The sequence below is a fragment of the Neorhizobium sp. T25_13 genome (assembly GCF_002968675.1).
GTDB lineage: Bacteria > Pseudomonadota > Alphaproteobacteria > Rhizobiales > Rhizobiaceae > Neorhizobium > Neorhizobium tomejilense.
Window position 1 is genome coordinate 82,917 of the sequence record NZ_PVBI01000003.1, and the last position, 19,296, is coordinate 102,212.

The following is a 19,296-nucleotide window of genomic DNA, read 5'->3' on the forward strand; positions in this document are numbered from 1 at the left end:
GACCCATGGGTTTCAAATGCGGTATCGTGGGCCTGCCGAATGTCGGCAAGTCTACTCTCTTCAATGCGCTCACCAAGACGGCTGCCGCCCAGGCGGCCAACTATCCTTTCTGCACGATCGAGCCGAACACCGGCGAAGTGGCGGTTCCCGATCCGCGCATGCAGAAGCTGGCGGCGGTCGCCGGCTCCAAGGAGATCATCCCGACCCGCATTTCCTTCGTCGATATCGCCGGCCTCGTGCGTGGCGCATCCAAGGGTGAAGGCCTCGGCAACAAGTTCCTCGCCAATATCCGCGAAGTGGATGCAGTGGTGCACGTTCTGCGCTGCTTCGAGGACGACGACATCACCCATGTCGAGGGACGCATCAATCCTGTCGGCGACGCCGACACGATCGAGACCGAGCTGATGCTCGCCGACCTCGAGAGCCTGGAGCGCCGCGTCGAGCAGACCCGCAAGCGCGCCGCCAGCAAGGACAAAGATTCCGTTGCTCAGCTGCCGGTCATGGATGCGGTTATCAAGCTCCTGAACGACGGCAAGCCGGCACGCCTGCTTTTGAAGACGCTGGCGCCCGAAGAGATCGAGATCCTGAAGGGTCTCAACCTTCTGACTTCACACCCGGTCCTCTATGTCTGCAACGTCGCGGAAGCGGATGCCTCGACCGGCAACGAGCACACAAAAGCCGTTGCCGCCATGGCCAAGGAACAGGGCGCCGAATGCGTGGTCATCTCGGCCGCGATCGAATCCGAAGTGGCCCAGCTTCCGGAGGAAGAGTCCAAGGAGTTCCTGTCGGCCCTCGGGCTTGAGGAAGCCGGCCTCGACCGGCTGATCCGCGCCGGTTACCACCTGCTCGACCTGATCACCTATTTCACCGTCGGCCCCAAGGAGACCCGCGCCTGGACGATCGTGCGCGGCACCAAGGCCCCTGCCGCCGCAGGCGTCATCCATACAGACTTCGAGCGCGGTTTCATCCGCGCCTTCACCATCGCCTTTGACGACTACATCGCCTTCAAGGGCGAAGTCGGCGCCAAGGAAGCCGGCAAGGGCCGCGACGAAGGCAAGGAATATGTCGTCCAGGACGGCGACGTGATCCACTTCCGCTTCAACACCTGAGACCGTGGGCGGGAGGGCCACATGACGGAAGCCGCGTATTATTTCGAGGACTTTTCGGTGGGGCGGGTTTTCCCGCTCGCATCCAAGCTGGTGACGGCGGACGAGATGGTCGAATTCGCTGCCGAGTTCGATCCGCAGCCGATGCATCTCGACGAGGCGGCCGGCAGGGCGAGCATCCTCGGCGGCCTTTCGGCTTCAGGCTGGCATACGGCGAGCATGTTCATGCGCATGATGTTCGATGGCTGGCTGTCCAGTTCCTCGTCGGAGGGATCGCCGGGCATCGAGTTCATGGAATGGAAGAAACCGGTTCTGGCCGGCGACACGTTGTCCGGCCGCTCGACCGTGCTCGAATCCCGCTCGCTTCGCTCACGCCCCGGCATCGGCATCGTCAAGTTCCTGCACGAAGTGGAGAACCAGCGCGGCGAGATCGTCATGCGCGGCGAGAATCCGATCATGATGCGGCTGCGCGACGCCTGGGAGGACGCTGCATGAGGCTGATCGAGCTTTCTCCACCCGGCCAGAAAGTCATCACCGGCACGCTTCTCTTCACCGCCGAGGACATCGTCCGCTACGCGAAGAAATTCGACCCCCAGCCCTTCCATGTGGATGCCGAAGCGGCGAAGAACTACGTTTTCGGCGCTCTCTGCGCCTCCGGCTGGCACACCTGCGCCGGCTGGATGAAGACCTATATCGCCTACTGGAAAACCGAGGTGGCGCGGCTCGAAAGCGAGGGCATCACGGCCCCGAAGCTCGGGCCTTCGGCCGGCTTCAGGAAGCTGCAATGGCTGAAACCGGTCTATGCCGGCGACAGCGTCACCTATTCCGTCGCGCTGACCGAGAGCCGCTCGCTCGTCTCGCGTCCCGGCACCTGGATCAACATGACCGTCTGTGACGGCGTGAACCAGCATGGCGAGGTGGTGATGCGCTACGAAGGCACCGTGCTGGAGTTCGCTTGAAGCTCCCGTGCCCCCCTCGCCCGGCCCGCCTTCGTGGCCGGGACTTCAATGACCTGAAAATTCAACCAGCGTTCTGACTTCCACGCCGAGCGCTTCGAGCTTCCTGCGGCCGCCGAGATCCGGCAGGTCGATGACGAAGCAGGCCGAGACGATCTCGGCGCCAAGCTGACGCAGCAGCTTTACCGCACCTTCCGCGGTGCCGCCTGTCGCAATCAGGTCGTCGGTGAGGATCACCTTCTCGCCGGCCTTCACCGCATCCACATGGATCTCCATCTCGTCGGTGCCGTATTCGAGACTGTAGGCCATTCGCACGGTCTGGTGTGGCAGCTTGCCCTTCTTGCGGATCGGCACGAAACCGGCCCTCAGCTGGTGCGCCAGCGCGCCGCCGAGAATGAAGCCGCGTGCCTCGATGCCGGCGATCTTGTCGACGCCCAGGCCCGCATAGGGCGCCACCAGCTCATCCACCGCCTGCCTGAAGGCAACGGCGTCGCCGAGCAGCGTGGTGATGTCGCGGAAGATGATGCCCGGTTTCGGATAATCCGGGATGGAACGGATGGCGGCGGAGAGAGCGTTTTTGGAAGACATGTGATCCACATATTTGGCGGCAGGAAGGGAGACCGAGCCTAGCAACTGATGGCTCCCCTCCCAACAAAAAAGGCGACCCGCAGGCCGCCTTTTCGCAATCATGAGGTAAAACCTCAGTGTTCCTTGCTGGCATAGACCGACTTCTTGGTCAGGTAGATCAGGCCTGTGAAGATCACCAGGAAGATCATCACCATGAAACCGGTGCGCTTGCGATCTTCGAGATGAGGCTCGGCAGCCCACATCAGGAAGGCCGAGACATCCTTGGCATACTGATCGACCGTCTGCGGCGCGCCGTCGTCATAGGTCACCTGGTCGGCGCTGAGCGGCGGAGCCATGGCGAGCGCGGCGGCGCCAGCGAAATACGGATTGTAATGGGTGCCCGGAGCAACCTCAACGCCAGCCGGCGGCTGCTCGTAGCCAGTCAGCAGCGAATGGATGTAATCCGGTCCGCCTTCCTGGTACTGAGTGAATATGTCGATGACGAACTGCGGGAAGCCGCGGGTCACGCCGCGGGCCTTGGCGATCAGCGACATGTCCGGCGGTGCTGCGCCGTTGTTGGCGGCAGCGGCAGCCTGGGTGTTCGGGAAGGGCGACGGGAACTGGTCGGACGGAACGGCGGTGCGTTCGAACATTTCGCCTTCGTCGTTTGGGCCGTCCTGAACCTTGTAGTTGGCGGCAAAAGCCTTCACCTGGGCTTCCGAATAACCGAGGTCCTCCAGGGTGCGGAAAGAGACCAGACGCATCGAATGGCAGGCGGAACAGACTTCCGTATAGACCTTCAGGCCACGCTGGAGCTGGCCCTTGTCGTAATGGCCGAACGGACCCGCGAAGCTCCAGTCGGTTTCCTTGGGATGGTGGATCGGAAAATGCGGCGTTTCCGCATGTTCCGCGGCCGGGGCCGCAGCGTGATTTTCCTGCGCAACGGCCGAGGCAACGCCCATTCCCGCCAGGAAGGCCAGCGAGACGAGGCTTGTAACAAGCTTGTTCATAATTCTAATCCCTCTCGGTCGCAGGCGTCAGGCGCGGGCTTCGGCGGATTTGCCGTTCTTTTTCTCAAGAACTGCTTCCGTGATGGAGTTTGGAATGCGCCTCGGCGTTTCGAACAGGCCGAGAAGCGGCATGATCACCAGGAAGAAGCCGAAGTAATAGAGCGTGCCGATCTGCGACAGCGCGGTGAAGATGCCTTCCGCAGGCTGGGAACCGAGCCAGCCGAGCATGATCGCATTGGCGACGAACAGCCAGAAGAACAGCTTGTACCAGGGACGGTAGACGGCGGAGCGGACCTTCGACGTGTCGAGCCAGGGCAGGAAGAACAGGATGAGGATAGAACCGAACATCACCAGAACGCCGCCAAGCTTGGAGTCGATGAAGAGGACGTTGAAGGTGATCGCGCGCAGCATGGCGTAGAACGGCAGGTAGTACCATTCCGGAACGATGTGAGCGGGGGTCTTCAAGGCGTCGGCCGGGATGTAGTTGTCCGGGTGGCCGAGGTAGTTCGGCATGTAGAAGATGAACCAGGCATAGACGATCAGGAAGACGGAGACGCCGAGCGCATCCTTCATCGTCGCATAGGGCGTGAAGGCGACGGTGTCGGTCTTGGTCTTCACCTCGACGCCGGTCGGGTTGGTCTGGCCGGTGACGTGCAGGGCCCAGATGTGCAGGACGACGACGCCGGCGATCATGAAGGGCAGCAGGTAGTGCAGCGAGAAGAAGCGGTTCAGCGTCGGCTGGTCGACGGCAAAGCCGCCGAGCAGGAACTGCTGGATCCATTCGCCGACCAGCGGGAAGGCCGAGAAGAAGCCGGTGATGACGGTCGCGCCCCAGAAGGACATCTGACCCCAGGGCAGAACGTAGCCCATGAAGCCGGTCGCCATCATCAGGAGGTAGATCACCACGCCGAGGATCCAGAGGATTTCGCGGGGTGCCTTGTAGGAGCCGTAATAGAGGCCACGGGCGATATGCAGATAAACGGCGACGAAGAAGAACGAGGCGCCGTTGGCATGCATGTAGCGCAGCAGCCAGCCATGGTTCACGTCGCGCATGATCTTTTCGACCGAGTCGAAGGCGATGCCGGTCGAAGCGGTATAATGCATGGCGAGCACCACGCCGGTGATGATCTGCACGATCAGCATGACGGACAGCATGGCGCCGAACGTGTAGGCATAGTTCAGATTGCGGGGAACGGGGTAGGAAATGAAGCTGTCATGGATCATGCGCGGCAGCGGAAGCCGCGAATCGATCCACTTTTCGATGCCGGTCGATGGCTGGTATGTGGAATGACCGCTCATAGATATTATCCCCTCACCCGATCCTGATCACTGTGTCGGACGCAAATGCAAAATTCGGAATGGCGAGGTTCTGCGGCGCCGGGCCCTTACGGATACGGCCGGCCGTATCGTAGTGAGAGCCGTGGCACGGACAGAACCATCCGCCGAAATCGCCGGACTGGCCGAGCGGAACGCAGCCGAGATGGGTGCAGGAACCGATCATCACGATCCAGTTCTCCTTGCCCTGGCCGGCGGAACGATCGATATCGCTTGCCTGCGCGTCGGCCGGCAGATTGGCGTTGCGGGCGACGGGATCCTTGAGATCCGCCAGCGCCACGGCATTCGCCTCTTCCACTTCCTTCGGCGTGCGGTTGCGAATGAAGACAGGCTTGCCGCGCCACTTGACGGTCAGCGACATGCCCGGCTGGAGAGCGCCGACATTCACTTCGATGGACGCGAGTGCCAGCGTCGAGGCGTCCGGGCGCATCTGATCGATGAAAGGCCACGCAACCGATACAGCGCCGACTGCGCCGGCCATGCCGGTGGTCAGATAAAGGAAATCACGGCGAGTGGGCTCGCCCAGTGTTTCGCTATGTGTGTCGTGCTCGCTCACGGCTCAATCATCCTTCTCACGCAATTCGCGGAAACCGCTCTGCCCCCGTCCGGGCGAATCTCAGTTGAACACAATTCGACCATAGATTCCCCAGCAATCCGGCGCGTTCTATGCTTGATCGCAAAATATGTCCAGCCTTGGCAAGGGGTGCCGACCAGTTTGTCGCCGGAAAACCCGGAGGGTTCCGGACCAGCGTGACAGGCAGAGCACAGGCCTGAGAAACAAGGCCTGCACTGGCCTGTTGGGCCTGGAAAAATCAGGCGTTTTTCAAGCGAAACAGCGGGGATGGCGCACTTCCCGTTAACTCCCCTGCCGGGCACCGCATTGCAACAAATCGGGCCTCATGTTAGGCCAAGCCCACGACAGAAGGCGGCCGTCCCGGACATACCCGAATGAGACAAACACTATCGGTTGCCATCTGCGTCATCGTGTCGCTTGTTCTGATGGCGATCGGGACGCGTTACGTACACCCCCACTGGCTTTTGGGAACGCTTTACAGCCTGCAGCTGCACGCGGCACTCGGCTGCGTCGCGGCCATGGTCGTAGCCCTTCTCGTCAAGCGCCACTTCCTGGTCTGGCTGCTGTTCGCCGCCACGCTCCTCTTTGTCGGTCACGCGGTGCTGATGAGCCGCGACTTCGCCGCGCCGATGACACCGGCAGAGGTGAATGCACCGACCATCAAGCTGATGTCCTTCAACATCCTCAACGACAATTTCGCCAATGCGGAAGACATCGTCGAAACGATCCGGTCGTCCGGCGCCGACCTGGTCAACATCATGGAAGCCGCCCCGCTCAGGGTCTATATGGGCGAGCTGGCGAAAACCTATCCCTACCGGGTGGGCTGCGGCCTGCTGATCGAGGATTGCGACCAGCTCATGCTATCGAAGGTGCCGATCGAAGGGCCGACGGTACAATCGCTCAGCGAGATCTTTCCGGATCGCTTCATCCTCGCCAAGGTGACCGTCCGCGGCCAAACGATCCATTTCGTCGGCATGCATACGACCAAGCCGTATTTCGACAATTTCCACTCCGTGGAACTGACCCGCGCCGCTCTCGCGATCAGCGAGACGAGCGGGCCCCTGCTGCTGTCGGGCGATTTCAACGCCTCGAGCCTGGCGCCGAACATGCGTCGGTTCCTCCGCAATGCCGAGCTGGCCACTGCCGGCTTCGAGCCCGCCACCTGGCCGATCCGGGCGGGTGCGTTCGGCGTCCCGATCGACCATGTCTATGCGCGGGCGCCGCTCAAGATAAAGTCGCTGACCCGCATTCCCCAGGCGCACGGATCGAACCACTTCGGGCTGATCGCCGAGATCGCAATTACCGGACAATGAGCCGGCGACGCTACTGGGCGGCGTCCGCGGCGAGGAACCCGCCGGACTGCCTTGCCCAGAGCTCCGAATAGAGCCCTCCCCGCGCAATCAGTTCGTTATGTGTGCCGTCCTCGATGATCCGGCCCTTGTCCATGACGATCAGGCGGTCGAGCGCTGCGATCGTCGAGAGCCGGTGCGCGATGGCGAGCACGGTCTTGCCCTGCATCAGCCGCTTCAGGTTCGACTGGATCGCCGCTTCGACCTCCGAGTCGAGTGCCGAGGTGGCCTCGTCGAGCACCAGGATCGGCGCATCCTTGATCATCACGCGGGCGATCGCCACCCGCTGGCGCTGGCCGCCGGAAAGCTTGACGCCGCGTTCGCCCACATGCGCGTCGAAACCCTTGCGGCCGCGCTGGTCCTCAAGAGCCGCGATGAACGTGTCGGCTTCAGCCTTGCGCGCCGCCTCGATAAGCTGCGCCTCCGTCGCATCCGGCCGGCCGAACAGGATATTGTCGCGGATCGAGCGGTGCAGCAGCGAGGTGTCCTGCGTCACCATGCCGATCTGGGCGCGCAGCGATTCCTGCGTCGCCCTGGCGATATCCTGCCCGTCGATCAGGATGCGGCCGCCTTCGAGATCGTAGAACCGCAGGAGCAGGTTGACGAGGGTCGACTTGCCGGCGCCGGAACGCCCGACGATGCCAAGCTTCTCGCCCGGCCGGATGGTGAGCGACAGATTGTCGATGACGCCCTTCGCCTTGCCATAATGGAAGCTGACATTCTCGAAACGGATTTCCGGGCGTTTTACCACCAGCTGCGTTGCGTCAGGCGCATCCACCAGTCCGATCGGTTGCGAGATCAGTTCGGCCGAATTCTGGATGGTGCCGATATTGCGCATGATGCCGTTGAGCTGCGTCATCAGCCGGCCGAGCAGGAAATTCAGCCGCAGCATCAGCGCCATGGTGAAGGCGACCGCGCCGGATGAGATCAGACCGGAGAGCCACAGATGCACGCTCATTGCCGCCATGGTGACGATCATCGTGCCGGAGAGGAAGGCCATGGAGGCGCGCACGCTGGTCAGCAGCCTAGTGAAGGCGATGATCGTGTCCTGAAAGCTCTCGAAACCGGAGAGCATGTAGCGGTCGTTCGCTTCGTCGCGGCCGAACAGCCGAAGCGTCTGAATGTTCGAATAGGCGTCCACCATGCGGCCGCTGATCATCGATCCGGCCTCGGCCGAGGCCTTGGAGTGTTCGCGAATGCGCGGCACGTAATACCTGGCGAGCACCGCGAAGATCGAAAGCCATGCGACGACGACCACCGCCAGCCGCCAGTCGAGCCCGGCGACCAGCGCGATGGTCGAGACGGAATAGATGCCGACGAACCAGACGCTTTCCATGAAGGAGGTCAGAACGTCGCCGGTCGCCTGGCCGGCCGACCAGACTTTCGTGACGATACGGCCGGAGAAATCGTTCTGGAAGAAGGAGAGCGACTGGCGCGATACGTGGATATACGACTGCCAGCGCACCAGGTTGTAGAAACCGGGCGTGATGATCTGCTGGTCGACCAGCGCCGTCATCAGCCCGATCAGGAAGCGGCCGATGCCGACCACCAGCGCCATGACGACCAGTTCGGTCCCATGGTCGGAAAGCAGCCCCGACCATCCCTCGGAAGGTTGGGTCGTGTCGAGGATATCAACCAGCCGGCCGACATACCAGAACATCGCCGCCTCGACGCCGGCGGCAAGCCCGCCGAGCACCAGCATGGCGAAGAAGGGAAGCTTTGCCTGGCGGACATAGAACCAGATGAAGCCGACAAGGCCGACGGGTGGCTTCAGGTCGTCCCGCCTCGCAAACGGCTTGATAAAGCTCTCGAAGGTGCGGAAGACCGATTTCAACATGGACCCGATATAGGCGGATTCTCAAGCCCGGCAAAGCAAAAGCGGCCGGGCCGCGGCTTACATTTTCTTAATGTGGAAGCCCTGCCGGGCGGACCTTCGCGCCCATTGGACATAATCAATATCAATCATTATGATTGCCCCAAAGGAGTTCCCATGGAAACCCGTGTTCTGACTGCACATGTGCCGGTTCAGCTGGCTGAGAAAGTGGACGAACTGGCGACCCGCCTGGAACGTTCAAGGGGCTGGATCGTCAAGCAGGCACTCGCCGACTGGATCGAGCTGGAAGAGGAGCGGCGGCGGCTGACGCTGGAGGCAATGGCGGACGTCGATGCGGGAAACGTGGTCGATCAGGAGGAGGTCGAAAAGTGGGTTGCCAGCTTAGGCGCTGACAAGCCCCTGCCCCGTCCGTTGTAATGGACCTGAAGTGGTCGTCAAAAGCGGTGTCCGATCTCGGCCGCCTTCATGATTTTCTGGCCGCGGTGAATGCACCCGCGGCGACGCGTACGGCTCAAAACCTGGCTGCAGCACCCAAAAAACTCATCCAGCATCCGCGCCTTGGTGAAAGGCTGGATGAGTTCGCGCCGCGTGAAATCCGACGACTTTTGATTGGTGACTACGAGTTGCGATACGAGATACAGGGCGAGATGATTTTTCTTCTCCGTATCTGGCACACCCGCGAAAACCGATTTTGAATTCTGCGGAAGCATGCCCTGGAATACCGACCTTAGAGCCAGAGAAAGGGATGGCGGCGGAGCTTACTCCGCCGCCTCTTCCTCGATCACGTCCTCATGGCCGATGAAGCCGCCGGACTGGCGGTTCCAGAGGTCGGCATAGATGCCGCCGGTCGCGACCAGCTCGCGATGCGTGCCTGCCTCGATGATCCGGCCGCGATCGAGCACGATCAGCCGGTCCATTTCGGTCAGCGTCGACAGCCGGTGGGCAATCGCGATCACCGTCTTGCCTTCCATCAGCGCGAACAGGTTCTCCTGGATCGCCGCTTCGACTTCCGAGTCGAGTGCCGAAGTCGCCTCGTCGAGCACCAGGATCGGCGCGTCCTTCAGGAAGACGCGGGCGATCGCGATGCGCTGCCGCTGCCCGCCGGAAAGCTTCACGCCGCGTTCGCCCACATGCGCATCGAGACCCTTGCGTCCCTGCATGTCGGCAAGTCCGTCGATGAACTCCCAGGCGTTTGCCCGCTTTGCCGCTTCGATGATGTCCGCGTCGGTCGCATCCGGCTTGCCGTAGGCGATGTTGTCGCGGATCGAACGGTGCAGCAGCGAGGTATCCTGGGTGACCACGCCGATCAGCGAACGCAGGCTGTCCTGCGTCACCGTCGATATGTCCTGGCCGTCGATGGTGATGCGGCCGCCCTCCAGATCGTAGAAGCGCAGGAGCAGGTTCATCAGCGTCGTCTTGCCGGCACCGGAGCGGCCGACCAGACCGACCTTCTGTCCGGCCGGGATATCGAGCGTCATGCCTTCGATGACGCCCTTGCCCTTGCCATAGTGGAAGTGGACGTTGTCGTAGCGGATGTGGCCCTTTTTCACGGTGAGCGTCGAAGCGCCCTTCTGGTCCACCACGTCATGCGCCTTGGTCATCATCGACATGCCGTCATAGACGGTGCCGATGTTTTCGAAGAGCGCCGACACTTCCCACATCACCCATTGCGACATGCCGTTGATGCGCATCGCAAGGCCGATGGCGATCGCGATCGCCCCGATCGAGATGGCGCTGTCCAGCCAGAACCAGATCGACAACGTGCCGACGGTAAAGAGGGCGGCACAGTTGTAGAAATAGACCAGCGCCTGGAAACCCGTCACCTTGCGCATCTGCGCATGTACGGTTTTCAGGAAGACGTCCATCGCGTCCTGCGCATAGGCCTCTTCCCTGCCGGCATGCGAGAAGAGCTTGACGGTCGCGATGTTCGTATAGCTGTCCACCACGCGGCCGGTCATCATCGAGCGCGCATCCGCCTGTTCCGCCGAGATCTTCCTCAGACGCGGCACGTAATAGGCGACCGTGATCGAGTAGAAGACGATCCAGAGGACGAGCGGCACCGCAAGGCGCAGGTCGGCCGCCGCGACGATGGCGATCATCGAGACGAAATAGGTGAAGACGTAGACGAATACGTCGAGCACCTTCATCACCGTTTCGCGGATGGCGAGCGAGGTCTGCATCACCTTGGTCGAGACGCGGCCGGCGAACTCGTTGGCGAAGAACGTCATCGAGTGCCGGAGCAGGAACCGGTGCATCTGCCAGCGGGCGATCATCGGGAAATTGCCCATCAGGATCTGATGCATGATCAGCGAATTGAGGGTCGCGATCGCCGGCAATGCGATCAGCACCACGAAGGCCATGAAGAACAGTTTCGGCCCTTCGCTTTCAAGGAAGGTCGCCCGATCGGCATTGGTCAGCCAGTCGACGATATCGCCGAGGAACTGGAACAGCGCCACTTCGCCGACCGCAATCAGCATCGTACAGGTCGACATGATGACGACCCACGGCCAGACCGGCTTGGTATAGTGCCACAGGAAGGCCGCAAGGCCGGCGGGCGGTAGTGAGGGCGCTTCGTCCGGATAGGGATCAACGCGCCGTTCGAACCACGAGAACATGAAAAAGCTCCGTAAATCGGATTGCCGTACCGGCTCGGCACGCAAGGTGGCCAGAATCGGGCGGCGAAAACCTAGGATATCGAGGCCGGATGTCGGCCACGTAACGAGTCAGGAAGGGAAGAGTTTGCGAGAAACCGCGAACGCCTAGGCCAGAAAGCGAGTAATCTGGCGGCGGAGGCGCGAAAGCACGGTCATATCCATGTAGGCCTCCTTGAGTGGGCGTTGAGTGACGCAAGTCTTCTACCCTCTCGGGTACAAATTGAAAAGGGAAAATCGCCGTATCCCGCCACCCTGAGCTTTTCTGTTGCCCGATCGTCACAGCCATGCCGCGCATCGAAAGGGCTTGAGCCGCAGCCTCGGTTTCCCGTAAGGACGGTGTATGAGTGACATATCCCGCGGGCTCCGCATCGCCCTTTACCAGCCGGATATTCCCGGCAATACCGGCACGATCCTCCGGCTCGCCGCCTGCCTCGGCCTGTCGGTCGATATCATCGAGCCGGCCGGCTTCGACATTTCCGACCGGAACCTGAAGCGCTCCGGCATGGACTATCTGGCGGGCGTCACGCTTGCCCGCCACGTCAACTGGCAGCGCTTCGACGAATGGCGCAAGGCGAACGGCCGGCGCGTTGTGCTTGCCTCCACCAAGGCCGCCCTGCCCTATACCCGCTTCGAATACCGGCCGGACGACATCCTGCTCTTCGGCCGCGAAAGCGCCGGCGTGCCTGATCATGTGCATGAGGCGGCCGATGCCCGTATCCTCATCCCCATGGTCGAAGGCCAGCGGTCCATCAACGTCGCCATGTCGGCAGCCATGATCGCCGGCGAGGCGCTGCGGCAGAACGATTTTCGTCTTCATTGAACCGGGCTCCGGTTTTCTTTCACGAAGCCTCTGCTATAAAACCTCAAGTTATATTGAGGTCAACAGCGATGATGAAGAAAAATCCGGGCGGGCGGCTGGAGCTTGAACTGACGGTCGGGGAAGTCGCGACACGCAGCGGTGTGGCGGTGTCCACCCTGCATTTCTACGAGACCAAGGGCCTGATCCAGAGCCGCCGCAACCGCGGCAACCAGCGCCGTTATCCGCGCGTCGTGCTGCGCCGGGTCGCGGTCATCAAGGTTGCGCAGAAGACCGGCATACCGCTTGCCGATATCGCCGAGGCGCTTTCCGTCCTACCCCACGACCGGCCGCTGACGGCGAAGGACTGGCAGCGCCTTTCGGAAACCTGGAAACGCCAGCTCGATGCGCGGATCGCCAGCCTCACGGCGCTCCGCGACCACCTGACCGGCTGCATCGGCTGCGGCTGCCTGTCCATGGAGGACTGCCCGCTCAGAAACCCGCTCGACATGCTTGGCGAAAAGGGTGCGGGACCGATTTTGCTGGAGGCGGAAGAGCAGGTGGATGCGGATTGATTGCACGGATAGGCTTATGCTTGAGCGTGGTCGGTACCAGGAGGCCTCCGTCTCCGTTTAGCATCTTTTGAAAAACGCTTGCCGAACCGATCGAAGCCCATGGGCCAAATCTCGGAAATCGCATATGTTTCCGCAACGGAGATCGTTCTCCCGAAAGCCATAAACACCAAGCCCCGGGACATCGATGCGTAATTTCCTGCTCTGCTACCCGATCACCGCTGCCGCCATGATCTTGTTGGCCTCGCCCGTCCACGCTCAGGAGGCAGAGCACTATACCGCGGTCAGCAAGACGGCGATGAGCGTCACCGGGGACGTCTGGCTCGACGACTTCGGCATCACCTTCGAGAATGAGGAAACTCTCGAATTCTCCGATCTCGTTGCCGATAATTTCCGGGTGGACGGCAGGCGGGTGCCGGGATCGGTCTACCGGGTCGCGGAACCGGCCGATCCGGAGCTCGAAAACGGCAATCAACTCTGCGGATCGGGCGACGTGACCTATGTCGCCAACTGGGCGTCGGCCAAGGGAATGTCGGCGATCGCCGTGTTTACGGGGAAAAATCCGCCGAAGAGCAGCGCCGAAATGTGCGCGCTCTACACCTATGAGGACCCGAAGTGACAGATCGGATCAATCCGCCGTCGGCAACCTGCGCATGGTGAATTCGATCTGGTCGCCTTCGAGCTGGCGCCAGCTTTCCACTTCCGTCCAGTAGGCTGCCTTCGGAAATTCGTGAAACCATTCGCGCGCCTTTTCGCGGGCTTCTTCCCGCGAGAGCTGGAAGGTCTGCCGTACGAACATGCCCTGGCGCTCGCCGGCTTTTTCCTGCCGGTGGCGGTCGATCCTGCGTTTCAGCCCGTCGAGCGGCGGGGGTGTGAACTTTGCCATGAAAGCCTCTGATCAGCACCTGTTTATGCGGTAAAGATAATGCGCAGCGACACGCTTTGCGAGTCTCATTTTCCACCTGCGACAACCGATGGAATGGCTCGCGAAAGCCAGAAATGCTAATCCCCGATCGGAAAAATGCGAATCGCGCCAAGGGGATGGCGAGAGGAATAGAGACATGGAACGGCCGGTACTGCCCAAGGGATTGCCTGAGGACATCGAAGACAAGAAGGCGGCGGCGAGAGCCTGGTTCGAGAGCCTGCGCGACACGATCTGCGCCTCTCTGGAAGGTCTCGAGGCCGAGCTGACCGGACCTCTTGCCGATCAGGAGCCCGGCCGCTTCAAGCCCAAGGACTGGCTGCGCGACGGCGGTGCCGGCGGCGGCGGCAGAATGTCGATGATGGAGGGGCGCGTCTTCGAGAAGGTCGGCGTCCACACCTCGACCGTACACGGAGAATTTTCCGACGATTTCCGCAGCCAGATGCCGGGTGCGGAGGAAGACCCGCGCTTCTGGGCGACGGGCATCTCGCTGATCGCCCATCCGGTCAATCCCAACGTGCCGACCGTCCACATGAACACCCGCATGGTGGTGACGTCGAGCCAGTGGTTCGGCGGCGGCGCCGATCTCACCCCGGTGCTCGACCGGCGCCGCACCCAGACGGATCCCGACAGCGCCCTCTTCCACCGGGTCATGGAGATCACCTGCAAGCGCCACGAGGCGGTCGCCGACTATGATCGTTACAAGGCCTGGTGCGACGAGTATTTCTTCCTGAAGCACCGCAACGAACCGCGCGGCGTCGGCGGCATTTTCTTCGACTGGCTGCATCCGGTCGAGGAAAAAGGCGGCTGGGATGCGGATTTCGCCTTCGTGCAGGACGTCGGCCGGGCCTTCAATCTCGTCTACCCGAAAATCGTCCGTGCCAATTTCAACAAGCCCTGGACGGAGCATGATCGCGACGAGCAACTGATCCGCCGCGGCCGCTATGTCGAATTCAACCTGCTCTACGACCGGGGCACCATTTTCGGGTTGAAGACCGGCGGCAACGTCGAGTCCATTCTGTCGTCACTGCCTCCGGTTGTAAGGTGGCCTTAGATAAAAGATCACAAAATTAACGATTTTGGGTATAAACGGGCCCCAATATCTCGCCCTTAACAAATGCGATATCGGAATCGCTGCGATGGTGGTAGCGTCCCCTTGGTTGTACCGGAGGAGGATCGCCATGATGGCACCGAATAGCATGCCAATGCCGGATGCGTCTGAGAACAAGGACGCCCGTTCCCTTGATACTGCTGACATGATCGACCGTCTCGCGACGGAAATGCGCGCGAGAACCGGCGGTGAGCTCCCCCATGCCTTTTATGTGGACCAGGTAAGGCGCCAGCTTGCCGGCAAGTCGGTTGCCATGTCGGCCGCCAATGACGAGACGGCGCGGGAAAAGGGGCAGGAACAGGCTTCCGTCTTCCACGCCTGGGCGTTTTCCGAATAAGCGTCGGGAACGGTCCTTGTAGTTTCCGAGTTATCGAGGTTGGCGCCGGCGGATATGGGAGATATCCGCCGCCTCCAGTCCAACGCTAACAGGAGGAAATGTCATGCGACTGTTCGAATGCGGGACGCTTGTGCCCGGTTGCCAGTGGCATACCCGTGCCGACGAGGACGCCGAAGTGGTCCGCCGCGCCGTGGAGCATCTGCGCACGGTGCACGGGGAAGAGATCATTCGCGAAAACATGGTCGAGAACATTAAGGCGCGCATTCGCGACGAAAACGGCGCGGAGGCGGCCTGACGCCTGGGGCGTACCGGGCCGCCAGCCGTTCTGCCGCAGAACGCTCGCGGCCTCGCTTCCAAGCGATGCCAGAGCAGCAAGTTGCCTGACGTCAGAGCGAATTTCGGATCATATCCTCCAGCCGGGCGGTCAGTGCCGCCCGGTCGAGGGCGAAGTTGCGCTCCACCCAGAAGTCTTCCAGTTCCTTCAGAATTTCTCCCACCCGCTTTCCGGCGGGCACGCCGGCTGCGACGATATCGGCACCACTGACCGGAAAGACCGGCTTCTCGTAGTTCTCCGCCCTCTTCAGCAAGACAGACAGCCGCGCGGATTTACGCATCGCCGCGGGATCGCCTTCGGCCGTAGTTCGAACGGAGGCAAGTGCGAGCCGCAGCCGCATGACCAATCCCTCCGCGCCCTGCCGGTAGAGCAGCCGGTCGAAGCCGACATCCGTCACCTCGTCCGGCGGCACCGGCGCATTCGCCCAGGCTGCAAGCTTGGCAGCCTCTGCATTCGACATCTTCAGCCGCTTCGCGAGTGCATCCAGCCGCTCGGCATCCGGCGGCACGATCGCCGCCAGCCGCAATGTCGGATCGGGCGTCCAGCCGAGCGACTTCTCGGCCGCCACGAGGCCGTGAATGCCGTCGATACCCCACTTTTCCGTCTCGGGCAGAATTTCGGTGAGCACGCCCGCCTGCCGCATCCACAGCAGTGCGCGGGAAGGATCGGCGGCGGACAGGAGTTTCTTTGTCTCGGACCAGACCCGCTCGGCCGACAGCGTTGAGAGCTTGTCCTTGGCGCGGGCGCAGGCCCTCAGGCCATCCGCATCCGGCCGGCCAGAACCGTAGTGGGCAAAGAAGCGGAAGAAGCGCAGGATGCGCAGGTAGTCCTCGGCGATCCGCTCGGCCGCATCACCGATGAAGCGAATGGTGCGCGTCTCGATATCCGGAATTCCGTTCACAAGGTCGATCACAACGCCTTGAGCGTCCGCATAAAGCGCGTTGATCGTCAAGTCCCGCCGTTCGGCGTCCACCTGCCAGTCGGTACCGAAAGCGACCTTGGCGCGCCGCCCGTCGGTCTCGACATCGCGACGCAACGTCGTGACTTCAAAGCCGTGGCCGGCGACGACCAGCGTCACCGTGCCATGCTCGAAACCGGTCGGGACCGCCTTGATCCCGCCAGCAACCGCGCGCTCGACGACCTTTTCCGGGCGAAGCGTAGTGGCGACGTCGACATCGGCGACGGGAAGCCCCATCAGCGCATTGCGCACCGCGCCGCCCGCCACCCGCGCCTCGCCGCCGTCGGCATTGAGCAGGGTCAGGATGCGCTGCAGCGCCGGGTCCCGGAACCAGGCCTCGTCGGCTACACTGGTCATGCATAAAGCCTTTCATAGAGCGTGCGCAGAATGCCCGCGGTAATGCCCCAGATGTTTCGTTCCTCGTAGGGCATCACGTAGAAATGCCGCTCCTTGCCGTCCCATTCGCGGCTGCCGCGCTGGTGGTTTGCCTCGTTCATCAGGAAAGACAGCGGCACCTCGAAGACATCGTCCACCTCGGCCGGATTGGGCGTGATCTCGAAGCCGCGCCTGACCACGGAGAGCACCGGCGTGATGCGGAAACCGGTCGCCGCGTAATAGGTCGGCAGGCGCGACAGCGTTTCGACGAAGGAACGGTCGAGGCCGATCTCTTCTTCCGCCTCGCGCAATGCCGCCTGTTCCGGCGACCGATCCTGCGGATCGATCCCGCCGCCCGGAAAGGCGATCTGCCCGGAGTGCTTGCGCATCGTCGATGTCCGCTGCGTCAGGATTACCTTCGCCCCGTCGCCGTCGTCGACGACGGGCACCAGCACCGCCGCATCCTTCAGCTTCAGCCCCGCGGCGAAATCCACCAGCGTCGGATTGAGCAGATGGTCGCCGTGGTCGCGCCAGGCGTGATCGATCGGCCCACCGTTCTGGTTCAGCGCCCGGCGGCGGAAATCGCCGGCCGAAAAAAGGGGAAAGTCACTCATTGCGATAAGGCGTCCAATTCGGCCTTGGGCATCACGGCAAAGACCTCCGTTCCGGAGCGGACGGAGAACATCGGCACCTCGTCTATCACGATCGCCTCGCCCAGTTCCACGAGATCGTACATGACCGCGCGGGAAACGAGCGCCTCCAGCCGGCCGCGCACCAGGAGATAGGGTTTCAGCTCGCGGTTTTCGCCGGAGATTTCGAAGCGCAAGGGATGTTCCGCGCTTGCCTCGACCACATCACCGACATTTGTCCTGAACGTGAGCACCTGCCGGCCTTCACGCTGCGTCACCTGCATCTCGACGGCGAGGAAGGGTGCGTCCACGACCCGGATGCCGACTTTTTCCACAGGTGTTACGAGGTAGGTGCTGCCGTCCTCGTCCCTGCGCAGCACCGTTGAAAACAGCCGCACCAGCGGTGCACGACCGATCGGCGTGCCCATGTAGAACCAGGTGCCGTCGGCACGGATTTCCATGTCGATATCGCCGCAGAAGGGTGGATTCCACTTGTCGACGGGCGGCAAGCCGCGCTTTCCGTCGCCGGTTTGCTCGGAAGCGCGCGAAATCAGGGCCGCAAGCCCTGCGGCATCGGGTGCCGAATTTATCGTTTGCGCTGCCATCTTTCAGTCCCGGTTCGACCTTAAGCATTCACCAAAGCAATTGTTCCTCACGAGATAGTCATTCAATACGTGCTTGTCAGCCATATTTCGGGGAATAAGTTTGATCGGATAAGCCGGATGCTGCGATGCAGCGATTCGATGCCGGGATATGAAGAGCCCGGCCTTGGAAAGCCAGTCGGTTTCTGAGTGCCTGCCGGTTCTGGATGCCAGCCAGTTTTGGATGATGGAGAGCGACATGGGCCTGATGAATTCCACCGATACCGTCCTCGATGAGAAAGCCATCATCGCTGCCGCCGAAATGGCCCTTTCCGACATCGCCGCCATCCGCACCGAAGTCGCCAAGGTGATCTTCGGTCAGGAAAAAGTGGTCGAGAACACGCTGCTGGCCGTCCTGTCCGGTGGCCATGCGCTGCTCGTCGGCGTCCCCGGCCTTGCCAAGACCAAGCTCGTCACCACGCTCGGCACCGTGCTCGGTCTCGGCGCCAACCGCATCCAGTTCACCCCCGACCTGATGCCCTCCGACATTCTCGGCTCGGAAGTGATGGATACGGACGATGCCGGCCGCCGCTCCTTCCGCTTCATCAAGGGCCCGGTCTTCGCCCAGCTCCTGATGGCCGACGAAATCAACCGCGCCTCGCCGCGCACCCAGTCGGCGCTGCTGCAATCCATGCAGGAATACCATATCACGGTCGCCGGCCAGCGTTACGATCTGCCCGCCCCCTTCCACGTGCTCGCGACCCAGAACCCGCTGGAGCAGGAAGGTACCTACCCGCTGCCGGAAGCGCAGCTCGACCGCTTCCTGCTGCAGGTCGACGTGCTGTATCCGGAACTCGCCGCCGAGCGGCAGATCCTGCTCGAAACCACCGGCCTTTCGGAATCCAAGGCGCGGGGCGTGATCGACTCTGCCCGCCTTCAGGAAATCCAGGTGCTGATCCGACAGATGCCGGTCAGCGACAAGGTGGTCGATGCGATCCTGTCGCTGGTGCGCTCCGCCCGCCCCGGCCATGGCAATGCCCATACCGACAAGCATGTCGCCTGGGGTCCCGGCCCGCGCGCCGGCCAGTCGCTGATGCTGACGGCCCGTGCCCGCGCCCTCTACGAAGGCCGTCTGGCTCCATCGCTGGACGACGTCTATGCGCTTGCCGAACCGGTGCTGGAGCACCGCATGGCGTTGACGTTTGCGGCGCGCGCCGAAGGCATGTCGGTACGCGACGTCATCGCCGGTCTGGTGAAGCAGGCCCGCGGCTAAGTCCGCCGGCTAGAAAGGAACCT

The 19,296-nt window shown here is 62.1% G+C and carries 23 protein-coding genes; 13 read left to right on the forward strand and 10 right to left on the reverse strand.

Annotation, left to right across the window (positions count from 1 at the left end):
- Positions 1–5: 5 nt before the first annotated feature.
- Genes ychF through C5J22_RS07370 form a run of 3 tightly spaced genes read left to right on the forward strand, consistent with a single transcriptional unit; the run spans position 6 to position 2,065 of the window.
- The gene (gene ychF, locus C5J22_RS07360) at positions 6–1,109 is read left to right on the forward strand and encodes a redox-regulated ATPase YchF (RefSeq protein WP_105437737.1); all 1,104 of its coding nucleotides are present in this window, start codon (positions 6–8) and stop codon (positions 1,107–1,109) included.
- 21 nt (positions 1,110–1,130) lie between these two features.
- Positions 1,131–1,601 (forward strand): MaoC family dehydratase, encoded by a 471-nt coding sequence (locus C5J22_RS07365; protein WP_105437738.1) that lies wholly within the window; start codon positions 1,131–1,133, stop codon positions 1,599–1,601.
- Positions 1,598–2,065: a MaoC family dehydratase gene (locus C5J22_RS07370; protein ID WP_105400506.1), complete on the forward strand. Its 468-nt coding sequence runs from the start codon at positions 1,598–1,600 to the stop codon at positions 2,063–2,065. Before C5J22_RS07365 ends, C5J22_RS07370 begins: the two co-directional genes overlap by 4 nt.
- Positions 2,066–2,110: 45 nt before the next feature.
- On the opposite strand, the gene C5J22_RS07375 is transcribed toward C5J22_RS07370, so the two are convergent.
- The 4 genes from C5J22_RS07375 to petA form a co-directional block, all read right to left on the reverse strand.
- Positions 2,111–2,650, reverse strand: coding sequence for an adenine phosphoribosyltransferase (locus C5J22_RS07375; protein WP_105400505.1), 540 nt, complete (start codon positions 2,648–2,650; stop codon positions 2,111–2,113).
- A 113-nt stretch (positions 2,651–2,763) separates the two neighbouring features.
- Positions 2,764–3,639: a cytochrome c1 gene (locus C5J22_RS07380; RefSeq protein WP_105426948.1), complete on the reverse strand. Its 876-nt coding sequence runs from the start codon at positions 3,637–3,639 to the stop codon at positions 2,764–2,766.
- A gap of 27 nt (positions 3,640–3,666) precedes the next feature.
- A complete protein-coding gene (locus C5J22_RS07385; protein WP_105426947.1) occupies positions 3,667–4,938 on the reverse strand; it encodes a cytochrome b N-terminal domain-containing protein in 1,272 nt (423 codons plus the stop codon).
- Positions 4,939–4,951: 13 nt separating this feature from the next.
- Positions 4,952–5,530 carry a ubiquinol-cytochrome c reductase iron-sulfur subunit gene (petA, locus tag C5J22_RS07390; protein ID WP_046603845.1) on the reverse strand — a complete coding sequence of 193 codons (579 nt, stop codon included), beginning with the start codon at positions 5,528–5,530 and terminating at the stop codon, positions 4,952–4,954.
- Positions 5,531–5,922: 392 nt separating this feature from the next.
- Here petA and C5J22_RS07395 point away from each other — a divergent pair, with 392 nt between their 5' ends.
- Complete coding sequence (locus C5J22_RS07395; RefSeq protein WP_172746558.1) at positions 5,923–6,861, forward strand: endonuclease/exonuclease/phosphatase family protein; 939 nt, start codon at positions 5,923–5,925, stop codon at positions 6,859–6,861.
- Between the two features lie 10 nt (positions 6,862–6,871).
- Here the strand turns inward: C5J22_RS07395 and C5J22_RS07400 are convergent, their stop codons facing one another.
- Entirely contained in the window at positions 6,872–8,734 is a 1,863-nt protein-coding gene (locus C5J22_RS07400) for an ABC transporter ATP-binding protein (protein WP_105437740.1), read from the reverse strand.
- A gap of 153 nt (positions 8,735–8,887) precedes the next feature.
- Here C5J22_RS07400 and C5J22_RS07405 point away from each other — a divergent pair, with 153 nt between their 5' ends.
- Complete coding sequence (locus C5J22_RS07405; protein ID WP_105437741.1) at positions 8,888–9,148, forward strand: CopG family ribbon-helix-helix protein; 261 nt, start codon at positions 8,888–8,890, stop codon at positions 9,146–9,148.
- The gene (locus tag C5J22_RS07410; RefSeq protein WP_105437742.1) at positions 9,148–9,426 is read left to right on the forward strand and encodes a type II toxin-antitoxin system RelE/ParE family toxin; all 279 of its coding nucleotides are present in this window, start codon (positions 9,148–9,150) and stop codon (positions 9,424–9,426) included. Before C5J22_RS07405 ends, C5J22_RS07410 begins: the two co-directional genes overlap by 1 nt.
- A 63-nt stretch (positions 9,427–9,489) precedes the next feature.
- Here the strand turns inward: C5J22_RS07410 and C5J22_RS07415 are convergent, their stop codons facing one another.
- Positions 9,490–11,346 (reverse strand): ABC transporter ATP-binding protein, encoded by a 1,857-nt coding sequence (locus C5J22_RS07415; protein WP_105437743.1) that lies wholly within the window; start codon positions 11,344–11,346, stop codon positions 9,490–9,492.
- 379 nt (positions 11,347–11,725) lie between these two features.
- Between C5J22_RS07415 and C5J22_RS07420 the strand changes: the two genes are divergently transcribed.
- The 3 genes from C5J22_RS07420 (at position 11,726) to C5J22_RS07430 (ending at position 13,372) form a co-directional block, all read left to right on the forward strand.
- A complete protein-coding gene (locus C5J22_RS07420) occupies positions 11,726–12,205 on the forward strand; it encodes a tRNA (cytidine(34)-2'-O)-methyltransferase (RefSeq protein WP_105437744.1) in 480 nt (159 codons plus the stop codon).
- A 71-nt stretch (positions 12,206–12,276) separates the two neighbouring features.
- Positions 12,277–12,756: a redox-sensitive transcriptional activator SoxR gene (gene soxR, locus C5J22_RS07425; protein WP_046639296.1), complete on the forward strand. Its 480-nt coding sequence runs from the start codon at positions 12,277–12,279 to the stop codon at positions 12,754–12,756.
- Between the two features lie 184 nt (positions 12,757–12,940).
- Positions 12,941–13,372, forward strand: a complete 432-nt coding sequence (locus C5J22_RS07430) for a hypothetical protein (RefSeq protein WP_105437745.1) — start codon at positions 12,941–12,943, stop codon at positions 13,370–13,372.
- A 9-nt stretch (positions 13,373–13,381) separates the two neighbouring features.
- On the opposite strand, the gene C5J22_RS07435 is transcribed toward C5J22_RS07430, so the two are convergent.
- On the reverse strand, positions 13,382–13,639 hold the full coding sequence (locus C5J22_RS07435) for a hypothetical protein (RefSeq protein ID WP_037076370.1): 258 nt from the start codon (positions 13,637–13,639) through the stop codon (positions 13,382–13,384).
- Between the two features lie 175 nt (positions 13,640–13,814).
- Here C5J22_RS07435 and hemF point away from each other — a divergent pair, with 175 nt between their 5' ends.
- The 3 genes from hemF (at position 13,815) to C5J22_RS07450 (ending at position 15,418) form a co-directional block, all read left to right on the forward strand.
- Entirely contained in the window at positions 13,815–14,729 is a 915-nt protein-coding gene (hemF, locus tag C5J22_RS07440) for an oxygen-dependent coproporphyrinogen oxidase (RefSeq protein WP_105437746.1), read from the forward strand.
- A gap of 127 nt (positions 14,730–14,856) precedes the next feature.
- Positions 14,857–15,123, forward strand: coding sequence for a hypothetical protein (locus tag C5J22_RS07445; protein ID WP_245437576.1), 267 nt, complete (start codon positions 14,857–14,859; stop codon positions 15,121–15,123).
- A 103-nt stretch (positions 15,124–15,226) separates the two neighbouring features.
- Positions 15,227–15,418, forward strand: a complete 192-nt coding sequence (locus C5J22_RS07450; protein WP_105400492.1) for a DUF1059 domain-containing protein — start codon at positions 15,227–15,229, stop codon at positions 15,416–15,418.
- A 91-nt stretch (positions 15,419–15,509) separates the two neighbouring features.
- On the opposite strand, the gene C5J22_RS07455 is transcribed toward C5J22_RS07450, so the two are convergent.
- Genes C5J22_RS07455 through C5J22_RS07465 form a run of 3 tightly spaced genes read right to left on the reverse strand, consistent with a single transcriptional unit; the run spans position 15,510 to position 18,024 of the window.
- Positions 15,510–16,772 (reverse strand): CCA tRNA nucleotidyltransferase, encoded by a 1,263-nt coding sequence (locus tag C5J22_RS07455; RefSeq protein WP_105437747.1) that lies wholly within the window; start codon positions 16,770–16,772, stop codon positions 15,510–15,512.
- The gene (locus C5J22_RS07460) at positions 16,769–17,404 is read right to left on the reverse strand and encodes a CoA pyrophosphatase (RefSeq protein WP_046668678.1); all 636 of its coding nucleotides are present in this window, start codon (positions 17,402–17,404) and stop codon (positions 16,769–16,771) included. The genes C5J22_RS07455 and C5J22_RS07460 overlap by 4 nt, the downstream gene beginning before the upstream one ends.
- Positions 17,401–18,024, reverse strand: coding sequence for a DUF1285 domain-containing protein (locus C5J22_RS07465; protein WP_105437748.1), 624 nt, complete (start codon positions 18,022–18,024; stop codon positions 17,401–17,403). Before C5J22_RS07465 ends, C5J22_RS07460 begins: the two co-directional genes overlap by 4 nt.
- Before the next feature lie 235 nt (positions 18,025–18,259).
- Here C5J22_RS07465 and C5J22_RS07470 point away from each other — a divergent pair, with 235 nt between their 5' ends.
- Entirely contained in the window at positions 18,260–19,273 is a 1,014-nt protein-coding gene (locus C5J22_RS07470) for a MoxR family ATPase (protein WP_105426982.1), read from the forward strand.
- Positions 19,274–19,296 lie beyond the last annotated feature (23 nt).